The organism is Ruegeria sp. E5 (assembly GCF_056534105.1).
Window position 1 is genome coordinate 881486 of the sequence record NZ_JBQFPA010000001.1, and the last position, 24272, is coordinate 905757.

The 24272-nt window shown below is 60.5% G+C and carries 27 protein-coding genes; 3 read left to right on the top strand and 24 right to left on the bottom strand.

Translation table 11 applies throughout. The annotated features are described in order from the left end of the window. Positions 1 to 2: 2 nt before the first annotated feature. From ACR0BI_RS04455 to ACR0BI_RS04525, 15 genes are all read right to left on the bottom strand, one after another. Positions 3 to 3983 carry a baseplate multidomain protein megatron gene (locus tag ACR0BI_RS04455; protein WP_480561356.1) on the bottom strand — a complete coding sequence of 1327 codons (3981 nt, stop codon included), beginning with the start codon at positions 3981 to 3983 and terminating at the stop codon, positions 3 to 5. Continuing rightward, positions 3983 to 4423 carry an NlpC/P60 family protein gene (locus ACR0BI_RS04460; protein WP_170422474.1) on the bottom strand — a complete coding sequence of 147 codons (441 nt, stop codon included), beginning with the start codon at positions 4421 to 4423 and terminating at the stop codon, positions 3983 to 3985. The genes ACR0BI_RS04455 and ACR0BI_RS04460 overlap by 1 nt, the downstream gene beginning before the upstream one ends. Next, positions 4423 to 5307, bottom strand: a complete 885-nt coding sequence (locus ACR0BI_RS04465; RefSeq protein ID WP_480561355.1) for a DUF2163 domain-containing protein — start codon at positions 5305 to 5307, stop codon at positions 4423 to 4425. Before ACR0BI_RS04465 ends, ACR0BI_RS04460 begins: the two co-directional genes overlap by 1 nt. After that, positions 5307 to 5939, bottom strand: a complete 633-nt coding sequence (locus ACR0BI_RS04470; RefSeq protein WP_170565943.1) for a DUF2460 domain-containing protein — start codon at positions 5937 to 5939, stop codon at positions 5307 to 5309. Before ACR0BI_RS04470 ends, ACR0BI_RS04465 begins: the two co-directional genes overlap by 1 nt. A 12-nt stretch (positions 5940 to 5951) precedes the next feature. Further along, positions 5952 to 6614: a phage tail tape measure protein gene (locus ACR0BI_RS04475; protein ID WP_480561354.1), complete on the bottom strand. Its 663-nt coding sequence runs from the start codon at positions 6612 to 6614 to the stop codon at positions 5952 to 5954. Beyond that, positions 6601 to 6810: a rcc01693 family protein gene (locus ACR0BI_RS04480; protein WP_480561353.1), complete on the bottom strand. Its 210-nt coding sequence runs from the start codon at positions 6808 to 6810 to the stop codon at positions 6601 to 6603. Before ACR0BI_RS04480 ends, ACR0BI_RS04475 begins: the two co-directional genes overlap by 14 nt. Beyond that, positions 6807 to 7121: a gene transfer agent family protein gene (locus tag ACR0BI_RS04485; protein ID WP_170422217.1), complete on the bottom strand. Its 315-nt coding sequence runs from the start codon at positions 7119 to 7121 to the stop codon at positions 6807 to 6809. Before ACR0BI_RS04485 ends, ACR0BI_RS04480 begins: the two co-directional genes overlap by 4 nt. Next, on the bottom strand, positions 7121 to 7534 hold the full coding sequence (locus ACR0BI_RS04490) for a phage major tail protein, TP901-1 family (RefSeq protein WP_039536206.1): 414 nt from the start codon (positions 7532 to 7534) through the stop codon (positions 7121 to 7123). The genes ACR0BI_RS04485 and ACR0BI_RS04490 overlap by 1 nt, the downstream gene beginning before the upstream one ends. 20 nt (positions 7535 to 7554) lie before the next feature. Next, positions 7555 to 7968: a DUF3168 domain-containing protein gene (locus tag ACR0BI_RS04495; RefSeq protein WP_170635226.1), complete on the bottom strand. Its 414-nt coding sequence runs from the start codon at positions 7966 to 7968 to the stop codon at positions 7555 to 7557. After that, positions 7965 to 8303: a phage head closure protein gene (locus ACR0BI_RS04500; RefSeq protein WP_170565931.1), complete on the bottom strand. Its 339-nt coding sequence runs from the start codon at positions 8301 to 8303 to the stop codon at positions 7965 to 7967. The genes ACR0BI_RS04495 and ACR0BI_RS04500 overlap by 4 nt, the downstream gene beginning before the upstream one ends. Beyond that, positions 8300 to 8899, bottom strand: a complete 600-nt coding sequence (locus ACR0BI_RS04505; RefSeq protein ID WP_480561352.1) for a head-tail connector protein — start codon at positions 8897 to 8899, stop codon at positions 8300 to 8302. Before ACR0BI_RS04505 ends, ACR0BI_RS04500 begins: the two co-directional genes overlap by 4 nt. A gap of 172 nt (positions 8900 to 9071) precedes the next feature. Continuing rightward, positions 9072 to 10250 (bottom strand): phage major capsid protein, encoded by a 1179-nt coding sequence (locus ACR0BI_RS04510; RefSeq protein ID WP_170396482.1) that lies wholly within the window; start codon positions 10248 to 10250, stop codon positions 9072 to 9074. Between the two features lie 30 nt (positions 10251 to 10280). Next, the gene (locus ACR0BI_RS04515) at positions 10281 to 10826 is read right to left on the bottom strand and encodes an HK97 family phage prohead protease (protein ID WP_480561351.1); all 546 of its coding nucleotides are present in this window, start codon (positions 10824 to 10826) and stop codon (positions 10281 to 10283) included. 26 nt (positions 10827 to 10852) lie between these two features. Then, positions 10853 to 11071: a GTA head formation protein, RCAP_rcc01685 family gene (locus ACR0BI_RS04520; protein WP_010442100.1), complete on the bottom strand. Its 219-nt coding sequence runs from the start codon at positions 11069 to 11071 to the stop codon at positions 10853 to 10855. After that, positions 11064 to 12224 carry a phage portal protein gene (locus ACR0BI_RS04525; RefSeq protein WP_480561350.1) on the bottom strand — a complete coding sequence of 387 codons (1161 nt, stop codon included), beginning with the start codon at positions 12222 to 12224 and terminating at the stop codon, positions 11064 to 11066. Before ACR0BI_RS04525 ends, ACR0BI_RS04520 begins: the two co-directional genes overlap by 8 nt. A 247-nt stretch (positions 12225 to 12471) precedes the next feature. Between ACR0BI_RS04525 and ACR0BI_RS04530 the strand changes: the two genes are divergently transcribed. Both ACR0BI_RS04530 and ACR0BI_RS04535 read left to right on the top strand, forming a co-directional pair. Next, positions 12472 to 12804 carry a hypothetical protein gene (locus ACR0BI_RS04530; RefSeq protein ID WP_480561349.1) on the top strand — a complete coding sequence of 111 codons (333 nt, stop codon included), beginning with the start codon at positions 12472 to 12474 and terminating at the stop codon, positions 12802 to 12804. 308 nt (positions 12805 to 13112) lie between these two features. Beyond that, positions 13113 to 13367, top strand: coding sequence for a hypothetical protein (locus ACR0BI_RS04535; protein WP_170422230.1), 255 nt, complete (start codon positions 13113 to 13115; stop codon positions 13365 to 13367). 73 nt (positions 13368 to 13440) lie between these two features. Here ACR0BI_RS04535 and ACR0BI_RS04540 read toward each other — a convergent pair whose 3' ends face one another. Then, positions 13441 to 14811 carry a DNA-packaging protein gene (locus ACR0BI_RS04540; RefSeq protein WP_480561831.1) on the bottom strand — a complete coding sequence of 457 codons (1371 nt, stop codon included), beginning with the start codon at positions 14809 to 14811 and terminating at the stop codon, positions 13441 to 13443. A 433-nt stretch (positions 14812 to 15244) separates the two neighbouring features. Beyond that, positions 15245 to 16132, bottom strand: coding sequence for a DMT family transporter (locus tag ACR0BI_RS04545; protein ID WP_480561348.1), 888 nt, complete (start codon positions 16130 to 16132; stop codon positions 15245 to 15247). A 325-nt stretch (positions 16133 to 16457) separates the two neighbouring features. Here ACR0BI_RS04545 and ACR0BI_RS04550 point away from each other — a divergent pair, with 325 nt between their 5' ends. Continuing rightward, entirely contained in the window at positions 16458 to 17717 is a 1260-nt protein-coding gene (locus ACR0BI_RS04550) for a DEAD/DEAH box helicase (protein WP_170396469.1), read from the top strand. 113 nt (positions 17718 to 17830) lie between these two features. Here the strand turns inward: ACR0BI_RS04550 and mltG are convergent, their stop codons facing one another. From mltG to fabD, 7 genes are all read right to left on the bottom strand, one after another. Further along, positions 17831 to 18988, bottom strand: a complete 1158-nt coding sequence (mltG, locus tag ACR0BI_RS04555; RefSeq protein WP_170512919.1) for an endolytic transglycosylase MltG — start codon at positions 18986 to 18988, stop codon at positions 17831 to 17833. After that, complete coding sequence (gene fabF, locus ACR0BI_RS04560; RefSeq protein ID WP_170396465.1) at positions 18989 to 20254, bottom strand: beta-ketoacyl-ACP synthase II; 1266 nt, start codon at positions 20252 to 20254, stop codon at positions 18989 to 18991. Positions 20255 to 20457: 203 nt separating this feature from the next. Further along, positions 20458 to 21201 (bottom strand): 1-(5-phosphoribosyl)-5-[(5-phosphoribosylamino)methylideneamino]imidazole-4-carboxamide isomerase, encoded by a 744-nt coding sequence (locus ACR0BI_RS04565; protein WP_170396463.1) that lies wholly within the window; start codon positions 21199 to 21201, stop codon positions 20458 to 20460. Between the two features lie 123 nt (positions 21202 to 21324). Beyond that, the gene (locus ACR0BI_RS04570) at positions 21325 to 21864 is read right to left on the bottom strand and encodes a GNAT family N-acetyltransferase (RefSeq protein ID WP_170396461.1); all 540 of its coding nucleotides are present in this window, start codon (positions 21862 to 21864) and stop codon (positions 21325 to 21327) included. Positions 21865 to 22004: 140 nt separating this feature from the next. Beyond that, positions 22005 to 22238 carry an acyl carrier protein gene (locus tag ACR0BI_RS04575; RefSeq protein ID WP_293575261.1) on the bottom strand — a complete coding sequence of 78 codons (234 nt, stop codon included), beginning with the start codon at positions 22236 to 22238 and terminating at the stop codon, positions 22005 to 22007. Between the two features lie 210 nt (positions 22239 to 22448). Continuing rightward, positions 22449 to 23186: a 3-oxoacyl-[acyl-carrier-protein] reductase gene (fabG, locus tag ACR0BI_RS04580; RefSeq protein ID WP_170396459.1), complete on the bottom strand. Its 738-nt coding sequence runs from the start codon at positions 23184 to 23186 to the stop codon at positions 22449 to 22451. 44 nt (positions 23187 to 23230) lie between these two features. Further along, complete coding sequence (gene fabD / locus ACR0BI_RS04585; RefSeq protein WP_170635236.1) at positions 23231 to 24169, bottom strand: ACP S-malonyltransferase; 939 nt, start codon at positions 24167 to 24169, stop codon at positions 23231 to 23233. Positions 24170 to 24272: the final 103 nt, after the last annotated feature.

Genomic DNA, 24272 nt, shown 5'->3' on the forward strand with positions numbered 1-24272 from the left:
GGCTAGCCGACCGAAAGGCGCGCAAACGCCCCGGGTCCGTAGGTAGCCGAAACCTGCGCGACTGCGATATCGTAGGGTCCGGCCAGCCCGTCATCGGCTTTCATCGCGTCAGAATACTGCCAAACCGGATCACTGGTGACAGTTTCGCGCAACAAAGCACCCTCAGTGAAGACGCGGATCAGATAGGATTCGCTTTCTTCGCCCAGAGGCACATCCAATGCGCTCCAGTCATCGCCATCAATCCGGGTGCGGCGCACCCACGAGATCTTGTCCCCGGTAGCCGACGCAGAAGCCTGCAAATGCACTGGCGCATAAGGTCTCAGCCCATTGCCATCGAACGCTTCAACCAGATGCACATATGCCGGGTCCTCGTAGCCGCGCGTTGCAGGGCCGATACGGTAATGCTTGGCCACGCGGCGTTCGGTGCGTAGCAACCCGGTCTGATAAACACGTTCATCCAGTAGGACAAAGGTAGACGCTTCAGGCCAGACATCCGGCATCAGGGCATCCGTACCCAGCTGACCACGCAAGCGGCCTGACAAATTGTAAACGCCAGTCTCCTGCAAGACCGCATCCGAGAACTGGAACACTTCCCAATTGCCCGGTGTTCCGTCACCGATGGCAGCCAGATTGGCACCACTCAGCAACGCCGAGCGTGGACGCGACTCCAAAACGCCATCGATCAGGTTGACACGCAACGCGGCCCCTTCGTCCCAGATCCCAGCGCCTGCGCGTCGCAGGGGTGTTTCGGTGAAGCCAATCACCGCCTGCCCCGCGATCACTTGATGCAAGGTATAGTCCTCATCCTGTGCAGCCGAATAGACAGCCACGTTACCGGGCCAGGGCTCGGCCGATATCGCCAGATACGGCGCATGGGGCGCTTCGGATCCAGTGATCAGCGGCAGATCCATGAACACCGGCAGAACTGGCACCGGAGCAATGAACGGCTTAGCTGCCGCCACATCGTCCAGCACGTCGGACGGCGTATAGACGCCGGGTTCAATCCGTACTGCATCCGCCAATTGCATCTCAGCCTGTTCCAGCCGGTCAATCCGATATAGCGTTCCGTCCCCGGCATCCGGCAAACGCACCACATCGCCGGCCCCGACATGCAGCAGCGAGGGCGGCAGAGCAAAGCGCGCCGTCTCGCGCGAAATGCGGGATTCGCTCAGCCAGCGCTCGACCGTCTGACGCCCTTCGGCGCGGGTCATCGACAGAGGCATTTCGTTGACGGCGACCGAATGGGTTCTGTCATCAGGCAAGACGGCCTCTTCCGCGACAACATCATGGTCCGCATCCGACTGGACGAACCGCAGACGCACACGCCCGGTCATCTCGGCCTCAGCCTCGCGGCGATGTTCCACTGGCCCGTCGATATCCGCGCTGATGGCGATCTGATCGGGGTCGATGTCAACGGCCCGACGCCCGTCGCGGGTTTTAAACTTCAGCACCCCGTCCCGCTCGATCGCGTCGAACCCATAGCGCAGCATCAGCGGCTGCAAGGCCTGCCGAGCGTTCATTACGTCCTCAACCGCGTAACCGCGTACCACGCCGTAGAGCTCGGACACATCAATCGCCGTCACCCCTGCCTCATGGCAGATTTCTGTCACGACCGAGGCCAGAGTCCGCGACCCGGACCGCCCGTTCAGCCAATGCCCACGTGCATAGTTATCGCCGTCCGACCACTGCGTCCGCAGGTTCGGGAAAGTCGGGAACGGACGCGCATCCCAAGCCCAGACAAATGCGTTCGACAGGTCCACCATCGGGCCGTCATAGATATCTGAAACCGGGTTGATCTCAGTATCACCCCAATAGCCAAGGACGGCCCGAAGGTACTGAACCATGATAAAATCATCCCGTACTCCGTTGGAATAGCGCGGCAAATTCGATTCAGACGACTTTGGGTCCAAGAATTTGTTCGGCTGGTTCGTACCCTTGTCGATGGCCGCGCAGCCCAGTTCGGTGAACCAGATTGGCTTGGACCCCGGAACCCAACCCGTTGGCGTTTCCTGCCGCACACCCCCGATCCGCTCATGATGTCGGTTTGCCCACCAGTTGCGCAGGTCCTTGTACCGCCAGACCCACGGCTCGCCATGATCGTCATCAGCGATCGGGCTTCGGATCTGCGCTTCAGCTTCCTCCGGTGAGGCATAGTACCAATCATACCCCTCGCCACCTTCGATATTGCCGCGCAGATAGTCCAGATCGTAGATCGACCCATTCGACACCTCAGCGTCCAGATGCGAGGCCCTATCCCGCCAGTCGGACAGCGGCATATAGTTGTCGATGCCGACAAAATCTATGTTCTCATCGGCCCAAAGCGGGTCGAGGTGGAAATACCGGTCTCCGGTGCCGTCTTGCGGCTGATACCCGAAATACTCGGTCCAGTCTGCGGCATAGCCGACCTTAGTTTCCGGCCCCAATATCGCGCGCACTTCCGCGGCCAGAGACCGCAGCTCCGCAACTGCAGCGAAGCCAGACGCGCCGCGGATTTGCGTTAGCCCGCGCATCTCGGACCCGATGCAGAAGGACTCCACGCCGCCCGCCGCCTTGCACAGGGCCGCATAGTGCAGAATGAACCGCCGTAATCCCCATTCGCTAGGGCCGCGATAGGTCACTTTGCTGCCGCTGGTCGAGAAATGTGACGCGCGCGCCGTACCAAAGAACGCCGCCACCTGCGCATCCGCATCGGCAGTTTGATCCGGCGAGCCTGGCCGTCCCGGAGCAACATCCAAAGTGATCCGCCCACGCCATGGCAAATGCGGCTGATCCGGCGCATCGGACCACGGATCAGGCAGGCCGTTGCCCTCTGATTGCTCCATCAAAATAAACGGATAAAACATAACCCGTATGCCCGAGCTCTTCAGGTGCCGGATCGCCTGCACTACGGCCGCATCAGCCGGTGTACCGCCATAAACCGGACGCCCATCCTGCCATTTCACCTGCCCCGCCGCAGTTCGGGACAGACCTGAAACACTCCAGGGCATGTTTGCGCCCTCGATATTCTTGCGTTCAACCTTGGGGCGGATCTGGCATTCTCCGCAGCGCAAATCATCGCCAAACCACGACACAATCAGCGAGGCCGCCTCGCATCCCGGCAATTCGCGGCTCAGTGCGCGGGTCGAGGTCACAAGATCGGACTTGCCCGACGGCGAATTGACATTCGCAGCCCAACTGCGCCCCCGTCCCTTGGTGTAGTTGACCTGTGACGCCGCCAGCGCGTACTCGCCCGTTCCCGGCATCAAGGCCACACCCTTGATGGCCCGAGACAGTGCGTCTTCGGCATCCGGCATTCCGTCCTGTTCCTGCCGCACCACCTCGAACGAAAACTGCGGCACCCGGTTGCCAAAGGGGCCCAGCGCCAGATCTTCGATCACGACATAAGCCGTGCCGCGATAGGCGGGCACCGTGCCTGCCCCTTCGACCGCTTCAATGAGCGGGTCGGGCAATTGCTCGTGATCGCCGCGATATATCCGCATGTTCAGCGTTCGGCGCTCGACCTCTTCACCATCGGCCCAAACACGCGTGATATCCGCAACCTGTCCCGCGCCCACCGCAATCGCCAGAGACACCGAATAGCTGTAGCTATGCGTGGTTGTTGTTGTCGTCACTTCAACGGGCTTGGGTTTCCCCTTGCCTCCACCGCCACCGCCTGATGTTTGCGTCATCGTCGAGGTCGATCGGGTTTCCAGAAAGTCCGAGGCCCAGATGACCTGTCCTCCAACTCGCATCCGGCCGTAGACCGTCGCGACGGTCGCACCCTCACCGGTTTCGGTGAGACGGAAACGATCCAGACGCCCGGTCTCGACCACCTCGCTACCGCCACCCATTACGGATTGGCTGGCCATCAGCCGGTTGTCGATCACCCGCCCAAGCGTCGCCCCAACCGCGCGGCCAATCACCGCCGTTGACAGGCCCGCAACCGAGCCCCCGATCGAACCACCTATTGCCGCACCTGCAGCAGACAGAACTATTGTGGCCATCAGAAATCCTCCAGCGGGAATTCGAAACAAGCGACCACGCGGCGACGCCAAGGCTCGCTCAGTGTGTTTTCAACAACACCATGCCCGGTATAGGCGTGGATGAATCGCATCGGGTCTTGGGCGCTGACGATGCCCAGATGCTTTGCCACTGCCGCATCCCGCATCCGAAACAGCAATACATCCCCCGGGGCCAAATCATCGGGCGATTTCTCGACTAGATGGCGACGGGCTGCGGCCCACATGCGTTCCTCACCCTGCGGCTCGGACCAATCCATGCTGTAGACCGGCACCGCCTCAGGCTCATGCCCCATCACCGCGCGCCAAACGCCCCGCAGCAAGCCCAGACAATCAGCGCCTGCACCCCGAACAGAGGCCTGATGAACATAAGGTGTGCCCAGCCATCCGCGCGCTTCGTCCAAGATATCTTGTTTTGTCCGCATCATCGCCTGCTTCCCCCTTTGTGTTGACTACTGCGCTTGGGTACGGCCATGACCCAATCCTCGTGCGGCAGGTCAGGGAAGCCCTGAAAATTCAGCATGTTGTTGAACTTCAGTCGGCAAGTGGTCATACGCTTGTCACACCCGGCGATCAGCTGGACCCGGTCCCCAACCGCCAGTCCGCCGCCAATCGCCGACCACAGCGTGACATCGCGGCCATCTCTGACCTGTTCATCCAGCTTGATCGAGGCCCACAGGCCCTGCGCAGCCCCGTCCAGCACATCCAGCCTGCCGCGTTCAAACCAACCCGCATCAGAACTCTCCGCGCCCTGCAAACGCAAAGCCGCGCCGTCCAGCGCGACAATTTCAGCCTCAGCGCGATAACCCGGCGTCTCCAGGGCAATGCGGCACGCCTTATCCCCCAACACTGCCGTACAGGGCTTCTGATAAATCCGCCCTAAAGGCCGGTTCAGCAGATCGGTCAACCCGCGCAATTCCGCATGAAACGCCCCGCCAGCGCGACGCAACTCACCAATCGAACCACGAAACTGCAGCATCCGCTGCTCAGGATCGGCCCAATTGACCAGCCAGGCCTGCATCTCGGCCCCATCAAAGCGCCCCGCCTCGATATCCTCTTCCCGGACCGAGGCATCAGACAGCGCGCCCATCGCCTCGGTATTATCGATCGACAGGCCGGTTGCCTGCTCGATCGCCGCAGCGGTCAGACCGGTGCTGGCTTTGAACACCAGCCCGTCAAAGCGCAACTCCATATCGTGATCCGTGAAACCATAGACCTGCCCGTCGCTGCGCGTGATTGCCCAGCAACGACAGGTGGTGGTCAGCCCGCTTTGCAAATGCGCCTGCAGCGCCTGTTTGTCCCCGCTCATCAGACCCGCACCTCGACCACCGGTACGTTCGGGACGTCACCGGCCTGAAAGCTGGCCACGCTGGTCTGGATCTTGTCGGTGTCGAACCGTACCGGAACGTCGAACTCAAACCCGGCTGTAATCTCGACCTGCTCAGGCGGCGGGGCCGAGAACATCACGCGTCCGGTCGCCAAATCGACCTCAAAGTCCACGCCTTCGCGTTGCGCGTCCTGATCCAGCCCCAGCGTCACGGTCCCCAGTACCGGCTTCAGGATTGGCCGCACATAGCTGAACCCGCCCGAGCTGTAGGTCTTGACCAGTTGAAACGAAACCGTCTCGCCATCTCCGCGCGCAATCACCTGATCGCCCTTGTCGACCTCAGCCGTCGCCGCGCCCGATTTGAAATCCGACCAGTCCTTCCAGCGGAATCCAAACATCTGGCCTTGCCGCGCCTCGAAGAAGGAAATCAATGTCTCGATATCGTCTAGCGACCGCATCCCCAGCCCGGCATCATAGCGCCTGCGCGAATGCGCCCAGGGCGTGTTGCGTTCTTCGAACCCGTTGGCCAGCGTCACGATATCCGTGCGCCGTTCCGGCCCACCGACCGAGCCAAAGCTCAGGCTGGCGGGAAATCTCACCTCGTGGAAATTCATCGCCTGCTCCCCTTATCTGTTGCGATTGCCGCGGCCCAATGCGCGGCTCATCTGCGCCGCGATCTGGCCTTGAGAGCGGCGGAACCCCTGCACATCCGGTGTTGAGATATTCATCACCACGTTGACCGCTCGCCCGCCGCCCTGCGTCCGCACACCCAGCTTGCCATCGGCCCCGCGCGCTAGCGGCATGATCGCCTCGGGACCCGCCTCACCCATCAACCCGGTGCCGCCTCGCATCGGGAACATGGTCGGGCTGCTAACGACCCCACCATTGGCAAACGGCATCACACGGCCCTGAGAAAAACTGCCGCCATCGGCAAAGGGCAGTATCCCCTGCACCAAGCCACCCACCCCATTGGCAAGCATCCCGCCGAAATGATCCGTCACCGGTTTGATCGCCGCCGAATACGCCGTGCGGATCATCGAGTTCTTCAGCACATCCAGCGCCCCCGACAGGTTCATCCCATCCAGCACCGCGCCATCAAACGCCTTGCGCAACCCGCCGGACATGCCGCGCTCCAGCGTGGCCACATCCTTGCCGGTCTCTTCAAACGCGGCCTTGATCCGCCGCATCTGGCCATCAAACGCCGAAGCCATGGTGGCGGCGTCCCCCAGCGCATCGCCCAGCGCCTCTCCCCGCTCCTGCAGGTCGTCAAAACCCTCACGATCCGTCATCACGCTCTCCTTGTGTCTTGTCCGGATAGGCCGCGAGCAGCGCATCCAGCCCTGCCCGGTTCATCGCCGGCATCCCCGCGCCCTGCTCCAGCATCAGCCGCAGCTCGGCCGGGGTCAGACGCCAGAACTGATCCGGCGTCAGGCGAAGGCCGAGGAACCCGGCCCGCATCAGTACGGGCCAGTCGAACCCGCTCACTCGGGCACCATGAAGGCCCGCGCCAGCAACTCGGCTGCCGCCTTGGCCCCCGCCATCGGCCCACCCGCAATCTCGGCATGCAGCAGATCATCGCGCGTGACCTGCGCTCCGCCGCCCCGCAACCCGGCAACCAGCAGCGCCAGCACATCACCGCTGGAGTAAGCCCCGCCTTCAAACCGCTGCACCAGTTCGACCAGAGACCCGGCCTGCAGCTCTTGTTCCAATTCCGCCAAAGCACCCAATGTCAGCTTGAGCACCCGCTGCTCCCCATCGATGGTCAACGCCACCTCGCCCGTCCACGGATTGGCCATCAGAGCGCCGTAAAGCTCAGCGCACCGGCGCTTGCCATGCTCATCTCATAGGTCGCCTCACCGTTATGCGAGCCCGCATATTCGATGCTGCTGACCTGAAACGGGCCTTCAACGATGCCGAAATCGGGGATGATCACCTGAAAACCAGGCGTCTCGCCGTCAAAGAACAGCTGACGCGCGCGTTCATCCGTGCCTTCATCCTTGAACACGCCCGAGCCCGAAATCGCGGCCGATTTGACCCCGGCCCCCGACAGCAACTCGCGCCACCCGCCCTGACTTTCCAGGCTGGTCACATCCACACTTTCCGCGTTGAAACTGATCCGCGTGGCGCGCAGGCCCGCGATGGTCTCGAACAGGCCGGTGCCGTTCATATCCACTTTGACCAAAAGGTCTTTTCCGTTCTGGGCAGCCATATGCTCTCTCCGTTGATTGCTTAGTCGTCTTCCACGCGGGCGCGGAATCTCAGATCGATTTGGCGGATCGCGCCGCCAGTTCCCGTGCGCCGGGCGCTAGCGCGTTCGAACCACAGCCCCACCAGATGGCCCCGGTCCAAGCTCAGCGCCGCACCTTCCAGCGCGTCACACACCGCGCCCGCCAATGTCTTGGCCGCACTGAAGCCCGCCGCCTCGGACACCACCGAAACCGTGAACCGGTGTAATGCGCCCGCCCCGGATCGGTCCGAGGCGTCCCGCACCTCCTCCGGCCCGAGCGTCACATAGGTCTGAGGCAGCACTCCCGATGGCACCGCGTCATAGATCGCACCGCCTGACAGGGTGCTTACCTGCGCATCCCCCAAAAGCTGTTGAAACACGGCCGCCTGCAACGCGGCTGCAACGCCATAGCTCATGCCGCCACCTCTTCATCTGCGAAACAGGTCAGGTACTGGCCGCGTCCATCACGCTCGGCCACCGCGCGGATGACAAACCGGCGCGCCCCTTCTGCAAACCGCTGATCCGGCGCAGGCCGCATCGAGGACCCCTCGGGCGCGCCGCGCACCACGATCCGATACCCAACCCGCGACACCGAGGCGCCACCGACCGCGCGTTCCGCCCCGCTACGTGCCGTCACCTCGGCCCAAAGCGAACCCAGCGCAGTCCAGGTCTCGGTATACCCCCCCGCGCCGTCCGCGCTGCGCACCGGAGCCTCCAGCACCAGCTTGCGGTTCAATCGCGGCGCGCTCATTGAGTCACCCCTGCACTGAAGCGCACCGTGCGATAGCGCTGGATCAAACTTGTCACGCCAAAGGGCATGCACCCCGCGCCCAGCGCCGTCTCATCGCGGTATTCGTAGTAATGCGCCGCCAGCAGCAGCACCGCCTGCCCAAGGTCAGCAGGCAGCCCGCCCCAATCCGTGGCCATCCCGACAGTGAAGGCAATCTTCACCGAGCCGCCGGTCTGCACCCTTGGCAAGCAAGTGCCAACCGGACGCAACCGAGGGCGCTGCATGTCGCGCTCCAAACGGTAAGCTTCGGCATCCACAACCATGTCGGTCCCCGCCGCATCCGTCAGCGTGATCGCAGCAACCGAGACCACCGGGGCCACCGGCAGCACTTCACCTGCTGGATCGCGCCAACCGTTCAGGCTCCACGAGAAATCCCGTTCGATCAGCACCTTACCGGTGCGCGCCTCAATCGCCGCAATGGCCGCACGCAGAAAGCCATTCAACACCTCGTCCTGCACATTGCCCTCGGCAAACCCCGTGCCCAACCGCAGATGCGCCTTGAACTGATCCACCGGCAGCGCCGCATCCGCGATGGCGGTTTCTTCGATCAACATCATCCATTCACTCCGCAATCTCGGACCCCTCCGGGGCCGTATCCTTGGAAAATGACGGGCACGCGCCGCCCCACGTTGCTCGGACGGAGGGGAGCAGCTAGACAACGCGGGGGATCTCACCCCGGCCCGCGCCCGCCGCCCGAGGGGCCTTGCAGCCCCCCGGATCCGCCACCGCTTAGGCGATGCCGAATTTCAGCAGTTTGATTGCAGCAAAATCGCTCACATCACCGCCCACGCGCTTGGTCGCGTAGAACAGGACATGCGGCTTGGCGCTGAACGGATCGCGCAGCACGCGCAGATCGGGACGTTCGGCTATGGTGTAGCCCGACTGGAAGTCACCGAAGGCAATCGAATAGCTGTCGGTCGCGGCATCCGGCATGTCCTCGGCAATCAGCACCGGATAGCCCATCAGACGCGCAGGCTCACCAGCGGCTAGGCCATCCGACCAAAGGAAGCGGCCATCGCTGTCCTTCAGCTTGCGGATCAGACCCGCGGTTTTCGAGTTCATCACGAAAGTGCCGTTCACCCGGTACTGCGCGCCCAGCGCATAGACCACGTCCACAATCGCATCCGCATCGACGCCACCATCAATGCCCGACGCGACATAACCCAGACTATCCCAGCCCCAGCTGCCGTTTTCCATCGTGCGGTGGGTCAGGATACCCTTGGGCTTGTCCACACCGTCGCCATTGATAAACGCCGCTGCCTCGGCCCGGGCAAACTTGTCGGCGATACGACCGGCCAGCCAACCTTCGACATCAAACGCACTGTCATCCAACAGACGCTGCGACGCCTTGGGCAGCGCGCTCAGCTCGTGCAGCGGGATCGAAATCCGATCAATCGATGGGGTCGAGGTCTCAGCCGTGGCCGAGTTTTCATCCGCCCAACCCGCGCCCACATCGGTGTGGTCGATCAGCACGTCGAACGAGTTCGCCTCGACATTCACAACTGACGCAATCGAACGGATCGAAGCGGTTGAATTCAACACCGACTTGATCATCTCAGCCGTCTGCGGATCGACCAGATAGCCACCGTCGCTGTTCACCGCCGTCGAAAGCGACTTGGCCTCAATCTCCAGCCCGCGCAGCCCGTCATCCTCGCCCGAACGCACATAGGCGTCAAAAGCCTTCTGATGCGGGGCGCCTTCTTCGATCGATGCCGCAAGGTGCGGACGCGCCGCGATGGTTGATTTACGATCCAGCATGGTCAGTCGCTCTTCTGTCTGTTGCAGTTGGGTTTTAACTTCGGCCTTGAGGCCGTTGAATTCATTCACGAAGCCAGCCATCGCCTGCTTCACCTCCTGAACCAGGGACGCACCCTCTCCGGTCAAGGCCGGGGTCTCGGTCTTGCTCATCAGCACTTCCTTATTGGGGGGTTAGAGGCGCTAGATCCGCGCCAGCTCCTGCCGGGCGTCGTTGAACACCTCAGCAATACTGCGCCAGGTGCTTTCAACGTCAGGCTCAACGCCCTTCGCCGCCACCCGCGCACTGGGCAGCATCGGGAAAGTCACCAGCGACACCTCCCATAGCTCCAGTTCGGTCAGGACCCGCTGGCCCTTGTCATTCTTCACGGCCCGTTTGGTGCGATAGCCAATCGACAGGCCATCCATAGCGCCCGCCCGGATCAACTCGGCCGCCTCACGGCCCTTTTGCGTGGCCTCCAGCAGACGCCCTTTGACCCACAGGCCCTTGTCGTCCTCGCGCACCTCATCCCAGATGCCGATTGGCTGCGCCGGATCGTGCTGCCACAGCATCTTGACCCGCTGGCCCGCCTTGGACAGCCCGTCAAGCGAGCCCCTATACGCCCCGCGCTGCACCACATCGCTGCCCTGATCGACCTGCCCAAACAGGCTGGCATAGCCCTCGATCACCGCATCGTCGGTCACCGACAAGCTGTCTCCGAACTGTGCGAATTTATGTTCCAAATCCATGAACTTCTCCATGTAACCCACTGACATTATGGCGTTACCACAAGGAATGACTGAAACGCCTGCGCCAAAATCACCGCCGCCACGCCGTAAACCGTCAGCCACAACCGCTTCTCCAGCCGCTCCATCATCTCTTCGATCTGATCCAGCCGCCGACACAGATGCGCATGCTGGATCTCGGCGACCCGCTCATGCGCGGCCAGACGCAGGCCCGGCGCGCAGTCGAACGGAGGATACCCGTCACCCATCGCCACGCTCCGGCAGCCCCAGCAACGCGCGCTTTTCCGCATCCGTCAGAAAATCGGCACCGTTGACCCGCGCCCATTGCGCATCCCGCTCCGCCGACAGCGCAGGCACCTGATCCAGATCAGGCTTCAGCACCAAATCCTCACCCGAGAACCCTGCCAGCCACTCCGACACCGCTGCCGCCACCCGCGTCACCAGAGGCAGCACGGTCAGGCGATAAAACGCCCGGTTGGCCTCCTGATAGTTCGAGTAGGTCGTGTCGCCCTGGATCCCCAGCAGCATCGGCGGGACCCCAAAGGCCAGCGCGATCTCGCGGGCGGCGGCTTCCTTGGTCTTTTGAAACTCCATATCGGACGGAGAGAACCCCATCGGCTTCCAATCCAGCCCCCCTTCCAGAACCATCGGCCGACCCGCATTGCGCGCCCCGCGATAGTTCTGCTCGATCTCGTCCGACAACCGCCGGAACTGATCCTCGGCCATCACCCCATGGCCATCGCCTTTCCACACCAGCGCCCCCGAAGGCCGCGCTGCATTGTCCAACAACGATTTCGACCACCGAGACGCGCTGTTATGCACATCAATCGCCATCGCCGCCGCCTGCATCGGCGAGAACCCATAATGGTCATCCTGAGGGTGGAACGATTTGATATGACAGATATTTTTCGCCGCAAACCGGTGCTTCTTGCCGCCCACAGCGTAATCATACGCCTTGGGCCACCCATCTGCGCCCGGCACCACGCTCATCCGGTCCGAACGCAACACGTGCAGCTCAACCGGCAGGCCTTCCTCGGCCCGTACGGCTTCGACGTAGGCATTGCCCGACAGCAGCAATTGCCCGAACAAGGCCTCCATCAACTCCGCCCGCCCCTGCGCCGCATTCGGACGGCGCATGAGGCTCAGGATCGGATGCACATCAAACCGCTGCGCCTGATCCTGCAGCACCAGTGGCAAGGCCGCCGCCGCCTCGGCAATCAGCTTGACCGAGCGGAACCCCACCGGGTTTCCCGAAAACCCTGTCCGCGTCAGCGACACTGCATCCCTGGGGCTCCACGCCACGCGCCCGCCCGTCTGCCACGCCACCACAGGCCCCGCCGCGCTCGCCTTCGCCTCGGGCGTTGCCTCAGCCGATCCACGACGCAAGAAATCGAATACCATCTGTGCTCCTTTCTGCCGCCGCTCTGCCCGGCTTGTTGAAAGGAGTTATGACGGAAAGAAGTTTAAGGCTTGGGAATAGGGCGTACGGGAGTTGGGCAACGGATACATGACGTGAAATCGAACTAGAGCGAATTCAGAGAGTTCACCGTAAAACCACTGCTCGCACGCATTCAATCTAGACGCGAAGATTCTGTTCGAATACTCCTGAAATATAACTTTATGGTTTTCAAGAATGTAGTGAGGTTTCATGAATTTAACCAAAGCAATCGTACCGGTCTTGCTTTTAGCAGTGTCGGGATGTTTCGGACCAAATTTGGATTACGGCGCAGAACCAACGACCTTCAAGTATACCGAAGCCGGAACCTCAGGCTTAAATCCAGTCAGACCCTACCCGACACCCGAAGACGTTTGCCAAATCATCAGTGAAAATCGAGAGATCCGCGAACCCGTCAACGATGGATCTTTTTTGATTGCTTGCCCAAAGCACGAACGCGGCGCAATCAGCGACAGGCAAAGCGAAGGCGCGCAAGTGATAGCTCACGCGCGACACTGGACAATACTGTCTGTACCTGCTCGCTAGTGCCACATTTTGCTACTTAACAGCACTTAAACTGGGCAGTGAAACTGCTATAGCGCCCGCACCCAAGGCCGCCGATAGACCCCCGCAGGCTCCACAACCAACTCATGCAACGCAGAGACTAACGGGTCGACCGGGTCGGGCGAGCCCTGACCCAGACTCTAGCTTGGCTGATTGCAAGATTCAGAAGTTTGTTCAACCGATAGCCTAAATCCTTTGCAATCACCGCCAAGTTCTTGTGATTTCGTGCCACGGCAATTGTCTGCGTTTCACATGCCCCCACGTGTGCTTCAAATTGAAGAGGCCACCCGATGACTGAAAACGAACCTGCACCGTCCGGACACTCCGATACGAACAATAACTGGACCAAGGAACCTACTGCTGCCGACAAACACGTCTACGAGGTGTTTGCCTCCAACGTAGTCGTTCTTGTGCAGCTGCTTGATGACTACAAAACCATGATGTCGCCGGATGTCCACGCAAGGCTGTTTTCTTCGCTGCTGACGTTGTCGAGGTTGCTCGGCGAATACGAGGACAGTTGGAATCAAGAGTACCCAACGTCCTGAACCTAGATGCATCCCGTGAAGGACCAATTCTCTAGGCGATGTATGAATGTTTGTAGAGCACCCCTCAAAATGCTCACAAACTCCGCACCCTAGGCCGCCGATACGTCCTCGCAGGTCCCACAACCAGCTCATGCAGCGCCCAGACCAGCGCGTCGACCCGGTCGGGTGAGCCCTGCCCTTCGAACCCGCGCGCGGTCATCTGGCACATCTGCTCCTCCAGCGCGTCGAGCCCGGCCACATGGCGCACCCGCCCCTGTTCGTACAAGGCCGCCACAGGCTCGGCCCGCGCGACCTTGCCGCGTGACGCCCGCACCGCGCGATAAGGCACCAGAGGGTCCACCTGCCGCACGACCTCTTCCACCAGTTGCCCGCCCTGATTGACCTCGGCCACCAGCCGTTCGGCCCCGAACTCATCCATCGCGTCAATCGCCGCCTGCGCCCAGCCAGCCGGGCCAACGCCCTGCACCGTCCGGTCAGCCAGTACATAGGCCCGCCAGTCCTCGGGTGGCCCCTGTAGCTGAGCACCAACGACCACGATCCCGCAGGCATCCGCATCCGACCCCGCCGTCACCGCTGGGTCCAGTGCCACGACAACCCTGTCCAGCTCGGGTACCTGCGCACAACGCGCCGCCTCCAGCATCGAGCCGGTCCACAAAGCGCCTTCGGCATCCGACAGCAGCACCCCATCCAACTCCTGCCGCCCCAGCCGCGTTCCCGCGTAGCGAGCGCGCACTTCGGCCAGAAACGAGCCCGCCAGATTTGCCCGGTTCGCCTCGGTCGGCGCATGGGTCTGCATCGTGGACGGAGACGCCAGCAACTCCTTCAAAACCTTCACATTGCGCGGCGTCGTGGTCACACAGACCCGCGGCCGTTCCCCCAGCCGCAGCGCAAATTGCAACATATCCCAGGTCTCGCCCGCCTTCTTCCACTTGGCCAGCTCATCCACCCAGGCCGCATCAAACTGCGGCCCCCGCAGCCCCTCGGGATCATGCGCCGAAAACGCCTGCGCCTCGGACCCGTTAGGCCAAACCAGCTTGCGTTCAGACGCCTTCCAAACAGGCCGCCGATCCGGCGGTGAACACTGCAATATCCCGCTATCCCCAAAGATCATCACATCGCGCACCTGATCAAATGTCTCACCGACCAGAGCCACACGACACGCCTGCCCCCGATCCAGAGGCAATGACCCCTCGACCACCGACCGCACCCACTCGGCCCCCGCCCGCGTCTTACCGGCCCCGCGCCCGCCCATGATCACCCACGACCGCCAGTCGCCCTCGGGCGGCAACTGATGCGGCAGCGCCCAGAACTCGAACAGGAAAGGGAGGGCACACAGCCCCCCCTCCCCGATCTCACTCAGAAATCTGTCCTGCACCGCAGCAGGCGCGGAGGCGAGCCAACCTGCACCCGATCTCAGATCGTGCTCGATCAAGGTCGAGCGCATAGCCCCCTTGGGCAATTCCGGCTTGTCTGTGATGTTGTTCGACAAAGCTTGTCTCCACTTTCTGGCAACTGCGGATCAGCCCCTCTAGCTGACCCAGTTGCTTGCCTGTTCCGGCAAGGTCTGCATCCTCCCCGGCACCGATCTGTTTTCGCAGTTCTTCCGCTGCTTGGCGCAGATCGCGAATGGATCTTTCGAGCGACTGCAACAAATCAGCCGTCTGAGAAATCCGCTCTTCCGGGGTAATCAAAGTCATGTTTGCCTGTGACCTCATGCGTGAGTTTTTCCGCACGAGAGAAACGAAAAACGACCGCCGGGTCGCCCCGGGGCCGTTGCCCACCTCTTCTAGCATGACATAATTCGTACCAAGAAAAGTGCGCAAAGTCAATGCGTTACGCAACGCAGATGCAACATCCGGCGTCCGATCGGTTAACGATCAGCCCCGCATGACCTCAAGAAACGCAGCGCTTACGATCAAAGCCGCACCCAATGCTTCTCTCATCCCAAACGGCTCGCCCGAGAAGACCGCCGCCGAGATCAGGCCCACCACAACTTCGCTCATCAGCAGTAGACCAACGCGTGCCGGGGTCAGCTTGGTTGCGGGCCAAATCGTCAGAAAAAACATCGGCAAGGTGTACAGGACCGACAGCAACGCGACCGGGCCGATACGTATAACCATCTCGCCGACTGCCTCTGATGACGCCAAACCGCCGCCGAATGGAAGGCTCAGCAGAGACAACACCAAAGCGCCTGAAACAAAGGCAAAAACCTGCCCCGGAACAGAGATACCGGACGTCCGATAAAGCCCCAGCGATCCCATCGCCCAAGTGATCCCCGAGATCAGGGCCAGCCAGTCTCCAGTATTGCGCGGCCAGGGAAACCCCTGTTCTCCACCAAGCACGATGAACATGCCACCCAGACCGCAGAGTAAGCCCAGCACGCGCGCCGGGCCAAGACGCTCACCCAGAAACACCATTCCAAGGATCGTTCCCCAGACCGGTGTCAGATAGAACAGCAGGATTGACCGGACGACATCTGTGTAAACCAGACTGATGGTAAACAAGCTGAACGCAGCACCGGTGAACATCCCGCTGAAGATCAGCCCGCGCCAGTCTTTCAAAAGCGCTTGCCGTTCGCGCATCAGGAAAGGCGTCAGTACGATCAACGCCGAGGTGTACATCACAATACCCGGCCATGGGCCATCCAGTCCTTGCTCGACAAAGTAGCGAACCGGAATCCAGTACAGCCCCCACATCATCCCGCCGATGACAAGGGCGACGCTGGCGGTCCTCAAATCCGCTCCGTGTAAAGCTCTGAATGTCATGACCCGACTCATAAAACCTTCCGAACCGTATCTGGCAAACGCGCAACCCGCGCAAGCTTATGGCCGACACGGCGCTTGACAATCGCGACCGCAAGGCGCATGTGCCCCTCAAACAGCGCTACCGCGTGAGCACGTGGGCGACACCGCCCCCAACAGCGCCCGATTCACCCATAGTTCCCCATCACGCAGGGTTCTTGACGCGACAATCAGATGCTGCAGGGAACGCCTGCACGTCCTGAGGTTTCGCACAACCCCTGCCGGTCGCGGAAGCGGCCCATCACGACTTGCCCGTGGACCTTTGCCTCGGGCTGTAAAGGATAGTTATTTGTTCGACTTCGATATGCTGGGCCTTGCGCCCGCTCTAAATGATGCGCTCAAACGCGCCAACTTCACTCAACCGACCCCGATCCAGAACCAGGCGATCCCGCTGGCCCTGAATGGTCACGATATCCTTGGCCTCGCCCAGACCGGTACAGGTAAGACATTGGCCTTTGGCCTGCCGCTGATCGACCATCTGCTGGCCCAGCCCGGCAAGCCCGATCCCAAAACCGCCAAGGCGCTGATCCTTGCGCCCACCCGCGAGTTGGTCAACCAGATCGCCGACAGCCTTCGCAACTTGACCAAGAAAACCAAGATCCGCGTCGCGACCGTGGTTGGCGGTCAGTCGATCAACAAGCAGATCATGTTTCTGGCGCGCGGCACCGACATTCTTGTCGCCACCCCCGGTCGCCTGATCGACCTGATGGATCGCGGTGCGGTTAATCTGGGTTCAGTCAAGCACCTCGTACTGGACGAGGCTGACCAGATGCTCGATATGGGCTTCATCCATGCCCTGCGTCGGATCGCGCCGGAACTGGGCACGCCGCGCCAAACCATGCTGTTCTCAGCCACCATGCCGAAGCAAATGGAAGAGCTCAGCCGCGCTTACCTGACCAACCCGCAACGGGTGCAGGTCTCGCCCCCCGGCAAAGCAGCCGACAAGATCACGCAGTCGATCCACTTTGTTGAAAAGCCTGCAAAACCCGCCAAACTGCGCGAGATCCTCTCGGCTGACATGGACGCGCTGACGCTGGTCTTTTCTCGTACCAAACACGGAGCGGAAAAGCTGATGAAGGGGCTTGTCGCCGATGGCTACAATGCAGCCTCGATCCACGGCAACAAAAGTCAGGGCCAGCGCGACCGCGCAATCAAGGCGTTCCGCGCCGGTGAGGTCAATGTTCTGGTCGCTACCGACGTCGCCGCGCGCGGCATCGATATTCCGGGCGTGGCCTATGTGATCAACTACGACCTGCCCGAGGTACCGGACAACTATGTCCACCGCATCGGCCGCACCGCTCGTGCAGGCCGCGAGGGCGAGGCCATTGCCTTCTGCTCGGCGGAAGAGGTCGACCTGCTGCGTCAGATTCAGAAGCTGATGAAGATCGAAATCCCGGTCGCCAGCGGTGAGATGCCTGAAGCAATCTCACCAAAGAAAACCCCGCGCCGTCCAAGCAACCGCCGTCGCGGCCCGAAACCTCAGCACTCTGGTGCGCCCAAACCGGGCGGTCAGAGACGCCGCCGACCGCGTCGCGCGAAAGCGGCCTGAATAAGAAACGGCCCGGTCGATTGACCGGGCCGTTGCTTTATCGGGGTCAGAGATTCGTGTTGTACAAGTCGGACAAAGTGCCGCTTCAAACCTGCACAACACGGACGATTGAATCAGTTCCCGGAATTCCGCTCAGCCTCGATCTCACGCCACTTTGCGACGTTGCGATTGTGCTCTTGCAGGGTCTCGGCAAAGGCATGACCACCGGTTCCGTCCGCAACAAAGAAGATGAAATCCGTGTTGTCAGGTGCCACCGCAGCCTCAAGGCTCGCAAGACCCGGATTGGCAATCGGGGTGGGTGGCAGCCCTTCGATGACATAGGTGTTCCAAGGCGTCGCACGGCGCAGTTCGCTTTGCCGCAAACCGCGACCCAAAGTACCCTGCCCTTTGGTTACACCATAGATCACCGTCGGGTCTGTCTGCAGCCTCATACCTTGGTTCAGACGGTTAACGAAAACGCTGGCTACCTGGCCACGCTCTTCCGGCTGACCTGTTTCTTTTTCGATGATCGAAGCCAAAATCAGCATCTCTTCGGGGCTGTTCAGAGGTAAACCATCCTGACGCCCCTCCCACGCTGCGTTGATTCTAAGCTGTTGTTTTTCCTGCATTTCAGCAAGAATTGCATTCCGATCTTCACCGGGTCTGACCTCATAACTGTCAGGGGCCAACATCCCTTCAGCGGGCAATTCTGCTACTTCGCCGGTTAGCAAATCCATCGCCTTTAGCGACTCGACAATCTGCCAACTGGTGACGCCTTCAGCTAACGAGATGCGATAACGCGTATCCGCCTCACCGCGTTTTTCTGCATAAACTTCCGGGGCGTCCTCTTCGCCGATCACAAAGGAAGCCACCTCATCAAAATCCAGAGTCGCCGGGTTCAGTTCCCGCACGCGGGTCTGCATACGGGTCACGCCAATGCGGTATTCGATCTCGGTCCCGCAAGTGCTGGCACCGCTATGAGTTATGTCGTCGACGATTTGCTCCATCGACGCGCCTTCGCGAACCAGAAAGCTACCCGCTTTCAGCTGCTGAGATTTGTCTGTGTAATCAGCAGCTAAGCGGAAAATCAACCCGCTGCTGATCGCACCTTGATCCTCGAGGTCACGGCTGACCCGTGTCATGTTGGAGCCTGGCTTTACCTGCAGGCAGATCGCGGTTTCCAGCGGTCCTTCGGACTTGTATTGCGACTGCCCCCACAGGACAACACCGCCCATCAGGAACAGCCCAACGATCAGTATTGTCAACGCATTCGAAGCGAGCGCTCGCCACATTTAGCTGACCTTTCCGAAGATCACACTTGCATTGGTGCCGCCAAACCCGAACGAGTTCGACAAAGCCACGTTGATCTCACGCTCTCGTTTTGCATTCGGTGCCAAGTCGATCGGAGTCTCCACCGCAGGGTTGTCCAGGTTGATGGTCGGCGGTGCAACCTGATCGCGGATCGCAAGGATCGAAAAGATCGCCTCAATCGCGCCAGCGGCGCCCAGCAGGTGACCAGTGGCTGATTTGGTCGAAGTCATCGTCGCGTTGCTGGCGTGATCCCCCAGCAGGCGTTCTACCGCGCCCAGCTCAATCGTATCCGCCATGGTCGAGGTCCCATGCGCGTTAATATAATCCAGATCCTTCGGCTCAAGCCCCGCACTACGCAGCGCTGCTTTCATCGAGCGTTCGGCCCCGTCGCCATCCTCGGACGGCGCGGTTATGTGATAAGCGTCACCCGACATCCCATAGCCCAGAACCTCGGCATAAATCTTGGCACCGCGCGCTTTGGCGTGTTCGTAATCCTCAAGAACTACAATGCCTGCACCTTCGCCCATGACGAAACCGTCGCGGTCGATGTCATAGGGGCGGCTCGCTTTCTTTGGATCATCGGCGTATTTGGTCGACAGCGCCTTGCAGGCGTTGAAGCCGGCGATACCGATTTCGCAAATACAGCCCTCGCCGCCACCTGCGATCATCACGTCTGCATCCCCGGCGCGGATGATGCGGCTGGCATCACCGATCGCATGGGCACCGGTCGAGCAAGCAGTCACGACCGAGTGGTTCGGCCCCTTGAACCCATGACGGATCGAAACCTGCCCCGAGGCCAGATTGATTAGCGCGCCCGGGATAAAGAACGGAGAAACCCTGCGCGGACCTTTGTCGCGGATCAGGTTGGCCGTGTTGGCAATTGATCCCAGCCCACCGATACCGGACCCAATCAGAACGCCAGTGCGCAGGCGGTCTTCTTCGTCTTCGGGCAGCCAATTGGCATCCTTGCAAGCCATCTCGGCTGCAGCGATGGAATATAGGATGAAATCCTCGATCTTGCGCTGTTCTTTCGGCGGCATCCAGTCGTCGGGGTTGAATGTCCCATTGGTGCCATCTCCGCGCGGCACTTCGCAGGCATAGGTCGTGGTGACCCCGCTTGCCTCGGCATCAAACTGCGTGATTGGTCCTGCGCCGGATTCTCCATCCAGCAGCCGTGACCATGTTTCCTCAACCCCACTGGCCAAAGGAGTGACCAATCCAAGACCGGTTACAACGACTCTGCGCATGAAGTGCCTCTTGCCTGCTTCCTGTTATGAGAACCGCTCATACCCCGGCCCGGGGTGCGGGGGCAAGAGCAACGGCATATTCTGAACCGGCATCCTTGTGCCGTAACCTGTTCAAATCCTCTGTCAATTGAGTTGAACGATGCCTGAAAAGCAAAAACCCGCCCTTCCTTCAACGGGAAAGGCGGGTCGTCTGGTACTGAAGTTTACTGGAACTCGGCGACTGGCTCGTGTGCCGATTGGGCGACCTCCAATGCTTCGGACAGATCGACGGACTTGCGGAACAGTGCCCGGCCAACGATCGCACCCGAAATATTCGAGATATAGGCGAGACGAGAGATATCGTCGCTGGTACGCACGACACCGCTGGCTATGATCGGTGTACGCGATTTTTCGGCCAGTCCTGAAATCAGACCCAGCTGCGCCTCGACATCTTCCATATCACTATCGATATCGGTCACCAAAATTGCTGCAAGAGGCGTATCCGCGAAAGCTTCGATGAAGGCTTCCGGGGTAAACGCACTTTGGCTACGCCAACCTTCGGTCATCACTTGGCCTTGCCAAACATCGACCGCCAACACGATCTGATCGGGATAAAGCTTAGCCAATTCCTTAACCAACTGTGGGTCCCAAGCCGCAAGTGTGCCAATCACGATTCGGCCAGCCCCTTTGTTGATCCAATGTTCAACATGCTCGCGGGTCCGCATCCCCCCTGCCAACTGTACTGACATTTCAGAGGAGCGAATGATTTCTTCGATCAGCTCGGAATTGGTATCCCGACCTTCGATCGCGTCAAAATCCGTAAGCTGCATCCATTCCGCTCCAGCCGCAGACCAGCCGCGCGCGGTCTCGACTGGATCTACATGCCAGATCATCGCTTCATCCAGACGCCCCTTGTCCAGCGTAACGCACCGACCGTTCTGCAACTCCATCGTGGGGTAAATCATCATGATTCATATCCTCCGCTGAATCATTCCGTAATTCCACGATAGCATAGAGTCTCAGTTTGCCGCTTTGTTTCACAAGATCGGCAAAGCTCGTCCATTTTGCGGCATCGCACTGCCTAATGCGTTTCACACCCGTGTAGGAGGTCCGTCACGGCGAAACAGATGAACGGGGGTGCCGCGGTATTCAGCTTCGCGCAACAGCTTGTAGCCCAGCTTTTCAGCCAATCGCTGTGAGGCTGCATGGTCCGCGTCGATCAGCGCAACCAACGGGCCCGGAATGATCCGGTCGAACCAGTCGTGCGCCGCCTGCGCGGCCTCACACCCGTATCCTTGCCCCTGCATGTCAGGGGCCAGAACCCAGCCGGCTTCGGGAAAACCATCGAAATCATCGCCCAGAGACCGGTTGCCATAGAAGAACCCGGCTTGCCCGATCAGAGTACGATTCGACTGCAGCATCACACCCCATTGACCGAACCCGGTCATCTGCCAATGTCCAGCGTTGCGCAGGAAAGAATCCCACGCCTCGCCGCGCGTTTTCGGGGTGCCTCCGATATGGCGTACAACTTCGGGGTCGCGCCAGATTTCGGCGAACCGGTTGAAATCCTCGGGGCGCATTGCACACAAGGTCAGACGCGCCGTATTGATCATCGGGGTGGATCTTATCATGCCCTTGCCCGCTCAGAAACTTGCCTCAGGTGTCAGAGTGCGGATCCTCAACGCCTCAAAGCAAGCGCGAAATGTGGCAGAGCATTAAAAACGGAGCTTCCGTTGCCCGGAAGCGCCGTTTTTGTCTCAGTCAGGTCAGCTTAGGAAGCTTCGCTGATGAATTTGACCGCGTCGCCAAAGGTCTGGATGGTCTCGGCTGCGTCGTCCGGAATCTCGATGCCGAACTCTTCTTCGAACGCCATTACCAGCTCAACGGTGTCCAGGCTGTCTGCGCCCAGATCGTCGATGAACGAGGCGTTTTCGGAAACCTTGTCCTCTTCAACACCCAGGTGCTCAACAACGATCTTCTTTACGCGATCTGCGACGTCGCTCATGTCTATTCCTCATTTCAATTTCAGGGCTGTCCGCCCGGTTCTGCCCTTGCCCGTTCGGGGTGGACTTGTTTTGCCCTTTCCGGGCGGTTTGGGTCCCGGGTCCCCGGGAAATCAGAGAACCGGCCCTTGGACCGGTTCCTGCGCATATGCGCCGCCTATAGCACAGACAACGCACAAGGCAAACGCTTTCGCGCCCACCCTGAATTGCGATTACAACATGGCCATACCGCCATTCACATGCAAGGTGCTTCCGGTAACATAACCTGCTTCAGGGCTTGCCAGATACAGCACAGCGGCTGCGATTTCCTGCGGATCACCCATACGACCGGCCGGAACCTTTAGCAGCAGACCCTTCTTTTGCTCATCCGTCAGCTTCTCGGTCATCGCGGTGGTGATAAAGCCCGGCGCAACCGCATTAACGGTAATGCCACGGGTCGCAACCTCATGCGCCAGCGCCTTGGAAAAGCCTATCATGCCGGCCTTGGAGGCAGCATAGTTCGCCTGCCCTGGGTTTCCGATCGCAGCCACAACGGACGAGACATTTACGATCCGCCCCCAGCGCGCCTTCATCATGCCCCTGATCACGCCTTTGCACAGCTTCATCGTTGCGGTCATGTTCACGTCGATCACGCTCTGCCATTCTTCATCCGACATGCGCATGAACAAGTTGTCGCGTGTGATGCCTGCGTTGTTCACCAGAATATCAACCGAGCCCATCGCCTCAGCCGCTTGTTTCGGCAGGGCCTCGACGGCTTCGGGATCGCTCAGGTTACACGGCAAGACATGCGCACGATCGCCAAGGCTGTCGGCCAGAGCTTGCAGAGGCTCCACGCGCGTACCGGAAAGGCCAACAGTTGCACCAGCGTCGTAAAGAGCGCGGGCGATATCGCCGCCAATACCACCCGAAGCACCGGTGATTAGCGCATTCTTACCTGTCAAATCAAACATCTATGTTTCCTCTCTGGCCGCCGAATCCGGCGGCTGTCCCTTGTTCATGCGCCGGGGTTAACGGCTTTTTGTACATCTTCAGGCGTCCCGACCGCTGTGCACGCCAATGCTCGATCGATCTTGCGGATCATGCCCGACAGAGCTTTGCCCGCGCCGATCTCCCACGCTTCGGTCACACCCTGCGCGACCATGTACTGTACGCTCTCACGCCACCGAACCGAGCCGGTGACCTGTTCCACCAGCAACTGACGGATCATATCTGGGTCAGCCACAGCTTCGGCGCGAACATTCGCAACCAAAGGCACGGCAGGCGCTTTGATTTCAACCGAGGCCAATGCCTCTGCCATTACATCTGCCGCAGGCTGCATCAGCGCACAGTGAAATGGAGCACTTACCGGCAACATAATTGCACGCTTGGCACCTTTTTCCTTGGCGATCTCGGCTGCGCGCTCAACAGCGGCTTTTGAACCAGAAACGACTACCTGGGTTGGGTCATTGTCATTGGCAGCCTGACAGACCTCATCTTGCGCGGCCTCTTCCGCAACGGCGCGCACCGCTTCAAGATCGAGCCCCAGAATGGCGGCCATTGCGCCCTCGCCCACCGGCACTGCACTTTGCATCGCCTGCCCGCGCGTCCGCAGCAGGCGGGCAGTATCAGCAACCGTCAAGGCTCCGGCCGCAGCCAGCGCCGAGTATTCACCCAGCGAGTGACCCGCCACATAAGATGCCATTGAAATCGAAACGCCTTCGGCCTCAAGTGCGCGTATTGCGGCCATCGAGGTTGCCATCAGCGCGGGCTGTGCATTCTGAGTCAGGGTCAGCTCTGCGATATCGCCGTCCCAGATCAGATCGCTCAGTTTTTCGCCCAAGGCCTCATCGACCTCATCGAAAACGGCGCGGGCGGCTGGATATGCCTCAGCCAAGGCCTTGCCCATTCCGATGGTCTGGGCGCCCTGCCCGGGGAAAACAAACGCGCGTGTCATTGGTGCCTCTTGCGTGACGTCAGATTTCGGCGGGGTTTAAACTGACAATCGGCGCGGCACAAGCATTGCCTGCGTTCTGCATCAGGACACCTTTACTGTGCAT

What these genes read in the sequence shown, in the direction of transcription:
- ACR0BI_RS04455 (WP_480561356.1), bottom strand. Translation starts at nt 3,983, where the DNA reads ATGGCCACAATAGTTCTGTCTGCTGCAGGTGCGGCAATAGGTGGTTCG.
- ACR0BI_RS04460 (WP_170422474.1), bottom strand. Translation starts at nt 4,423, where the DNA reads ATGCGGACAAAACAAGATATCTTGGACGAAGCGCGCGGATGGCTGGGC.
- ACR0BI_RS04465 (WP_480561355.1), bottom strand. Translation starts at nt 5,307, where the DNA reads ATGAGCGGGGACAAACAGGCGCTGCAGGCGCATTTGCAAAGCGGGCTG.
- ACR0BI_RS04470 (WP_170565943.1), bottom strand. Translation starts at nt 5,939, where the DNA reads ATGAATTTCCACGAGGTGAGATTTCCCGCCAGCCTGAGCTTTGGCTCG.
- ACR0BI_RS04475 (WP_480561354.1), bottom strand. Translation starts at nt 6,614, where the DNA reads ATGACGGATCGTGAGGGTTTTGACGACCTGCAGGAGCGGGGAGAGGCG.
- ACR0BI_RS04485 (WP_170422217.1), bottom strand. Translation starts at nt 7,121, where the DNA reads ATGGCCAATCCGTGGACGGGCGAGGTGGCGTTGACCATCGATGGGGAG.
- ACR0BI_RS04490 (WP_039536206.1), bottom strand. Translation starts at nt 7,534, where the DNA reads ATGGCTGCCCAGAACGGAAAAGACCTTTTGGTCAAAGTGGATATGAAC.
- ACR0BI_RS04495 (WP_170635226.1), bottom strand. Translation starts at nt 7,968, where the DNA reads ATGAGCTATGGCGTTGCAGCCGCGTTGCAGGCGGCCGTGTTTCAACAG.
- ACR0BI_RS04500 (WP_170565931.1), bottom strand. Translation starts at nt 8,303, where the DNA reads ATGAGCGCGCCGCGATTGAACCGCAAGCTGGTGCTGGAGGCTCCGGTG.
- ACR0BI_RS04505 (WP_480561352.1), bottom strand. Translation starts at nt 8,899, where the DNA reads ATGATGTTGATCGAAGAAACCGCCATCGCGGATGCGGCGCTGCCGGTG.
- ACR0BI_RS04510 (WP_170396482.1), bottom strand. Translation starts at nt 10,250, where the DNA reads ATGAGCAAGACCGAGACCCCGGCCTTGACCGGAGAGGGTGCGTCCCTG.
- ACR0BI_RS04515 (WP_480561351.1), bottom strand. Translation starts at nt 10,826, where the DNA reads ATGGATTTGGAACATAAATTCGCACAGTTCGGAGACAGCTTGTCGGTG.
- ACR0BI_RS04520 (WP_010442100.1), bottom strand. Translation starts at nt 11,071, where the DNA reads ATGGGTGACGGGTATCCTCCGTTCGACTGCGCGCCGGGCCTGCGTCTG.
- ACR0BI_RS04525 (WP_480561350.1), bottom strand. Translation starts at nt 12,224, where the DNA reads ATGGTATTCGATTTCTTGCGTCGTGGATCGGCTGAGGCAACGCCCGAG.
- ACR0BI_RS04530 (WP_480561349.1), top strand. Translation starts at nt 12,472, where the DNA reads ATGAATTTAACCAAAGCAATCGTACCGGTCTTGCTTTTAGCAGTGTCG.
- ACR0BI_RS04535 (WP_170422230.1), top strand. Translation starts at nt 13,113, where the DNA reads ATGACTGAAAACGAACCTGCACCGTCCGGACACTCCGATACGAACAAT.
- ACR0BI_RS04540 (WP_480561831.1), bottom strand. Translation starts at nt 14,811, where the DNA reads ATGCGCTCGACCTTGATCGAGCACGATCTGAGATCGGGTGCAGGTTGG.
- ACR0BI_RS04545 (WP_480561348.1), bottom strand. Translation starts at nt 16,132, where the DNA reads ATGACATTCAGAGCTTTACACGGAGCGGATTTGAGGACCGCCAGCGTC.
- mltG (WP_170512919.1), bottom strand. Translation starts at nt 18,988, where the DNA reads ATGTGGCGAGCGCTCGCTTCGAATGCGTTGACAATACTGATCGTTGGG.
- fabF (WP_170396465.1), bottom strand. Translation starts at nt 20,254, where the DNA reads ATGCGCAGAGTCGTTGTAACCGGTCTTGGATTGGTCACTCCTTTGGCC.
- ACR0BI_RS04565 (WP_170396463.1), bottom strand. Translation starts at nt 21,201, where the DNA reads ATGATGATTTACCCCACGATGGAGTTGCAGAACGGTCGGTGCGTTACG.
- ACR0BI_RS04570 (WP_170396461.1), bottom strand. Translation starts at nt 21,864, where the DNA reads ATGATAAGATCCACCCCGATGATCAATACGGCGCGTCTGACCTTGTGT.
- ACR0BI_RS04575 (WP_293575261.1), bottom strand. Translation starts at nt 22,238, where the DNA reads ATGAGCGACGTCGCAGATCGCGTAAAGAAGATCGTTGTTGAGCACCTG.
- fabG (WP_170396459.1), bottom strand. Translation starts at nt 23,186, where the DNA reads ATGTTTGATTTGACAGGTAAGAATGCGCTAATCACCGGTGCTTCGGGT.
- fabD (WP_170635236.1), bottom strand. Translation starts at nt 24,169, where the DNA reads ATGACACGCGCGTTTGTTTTCCCCGGGCAGGGCGCCCAGACCATCGGA.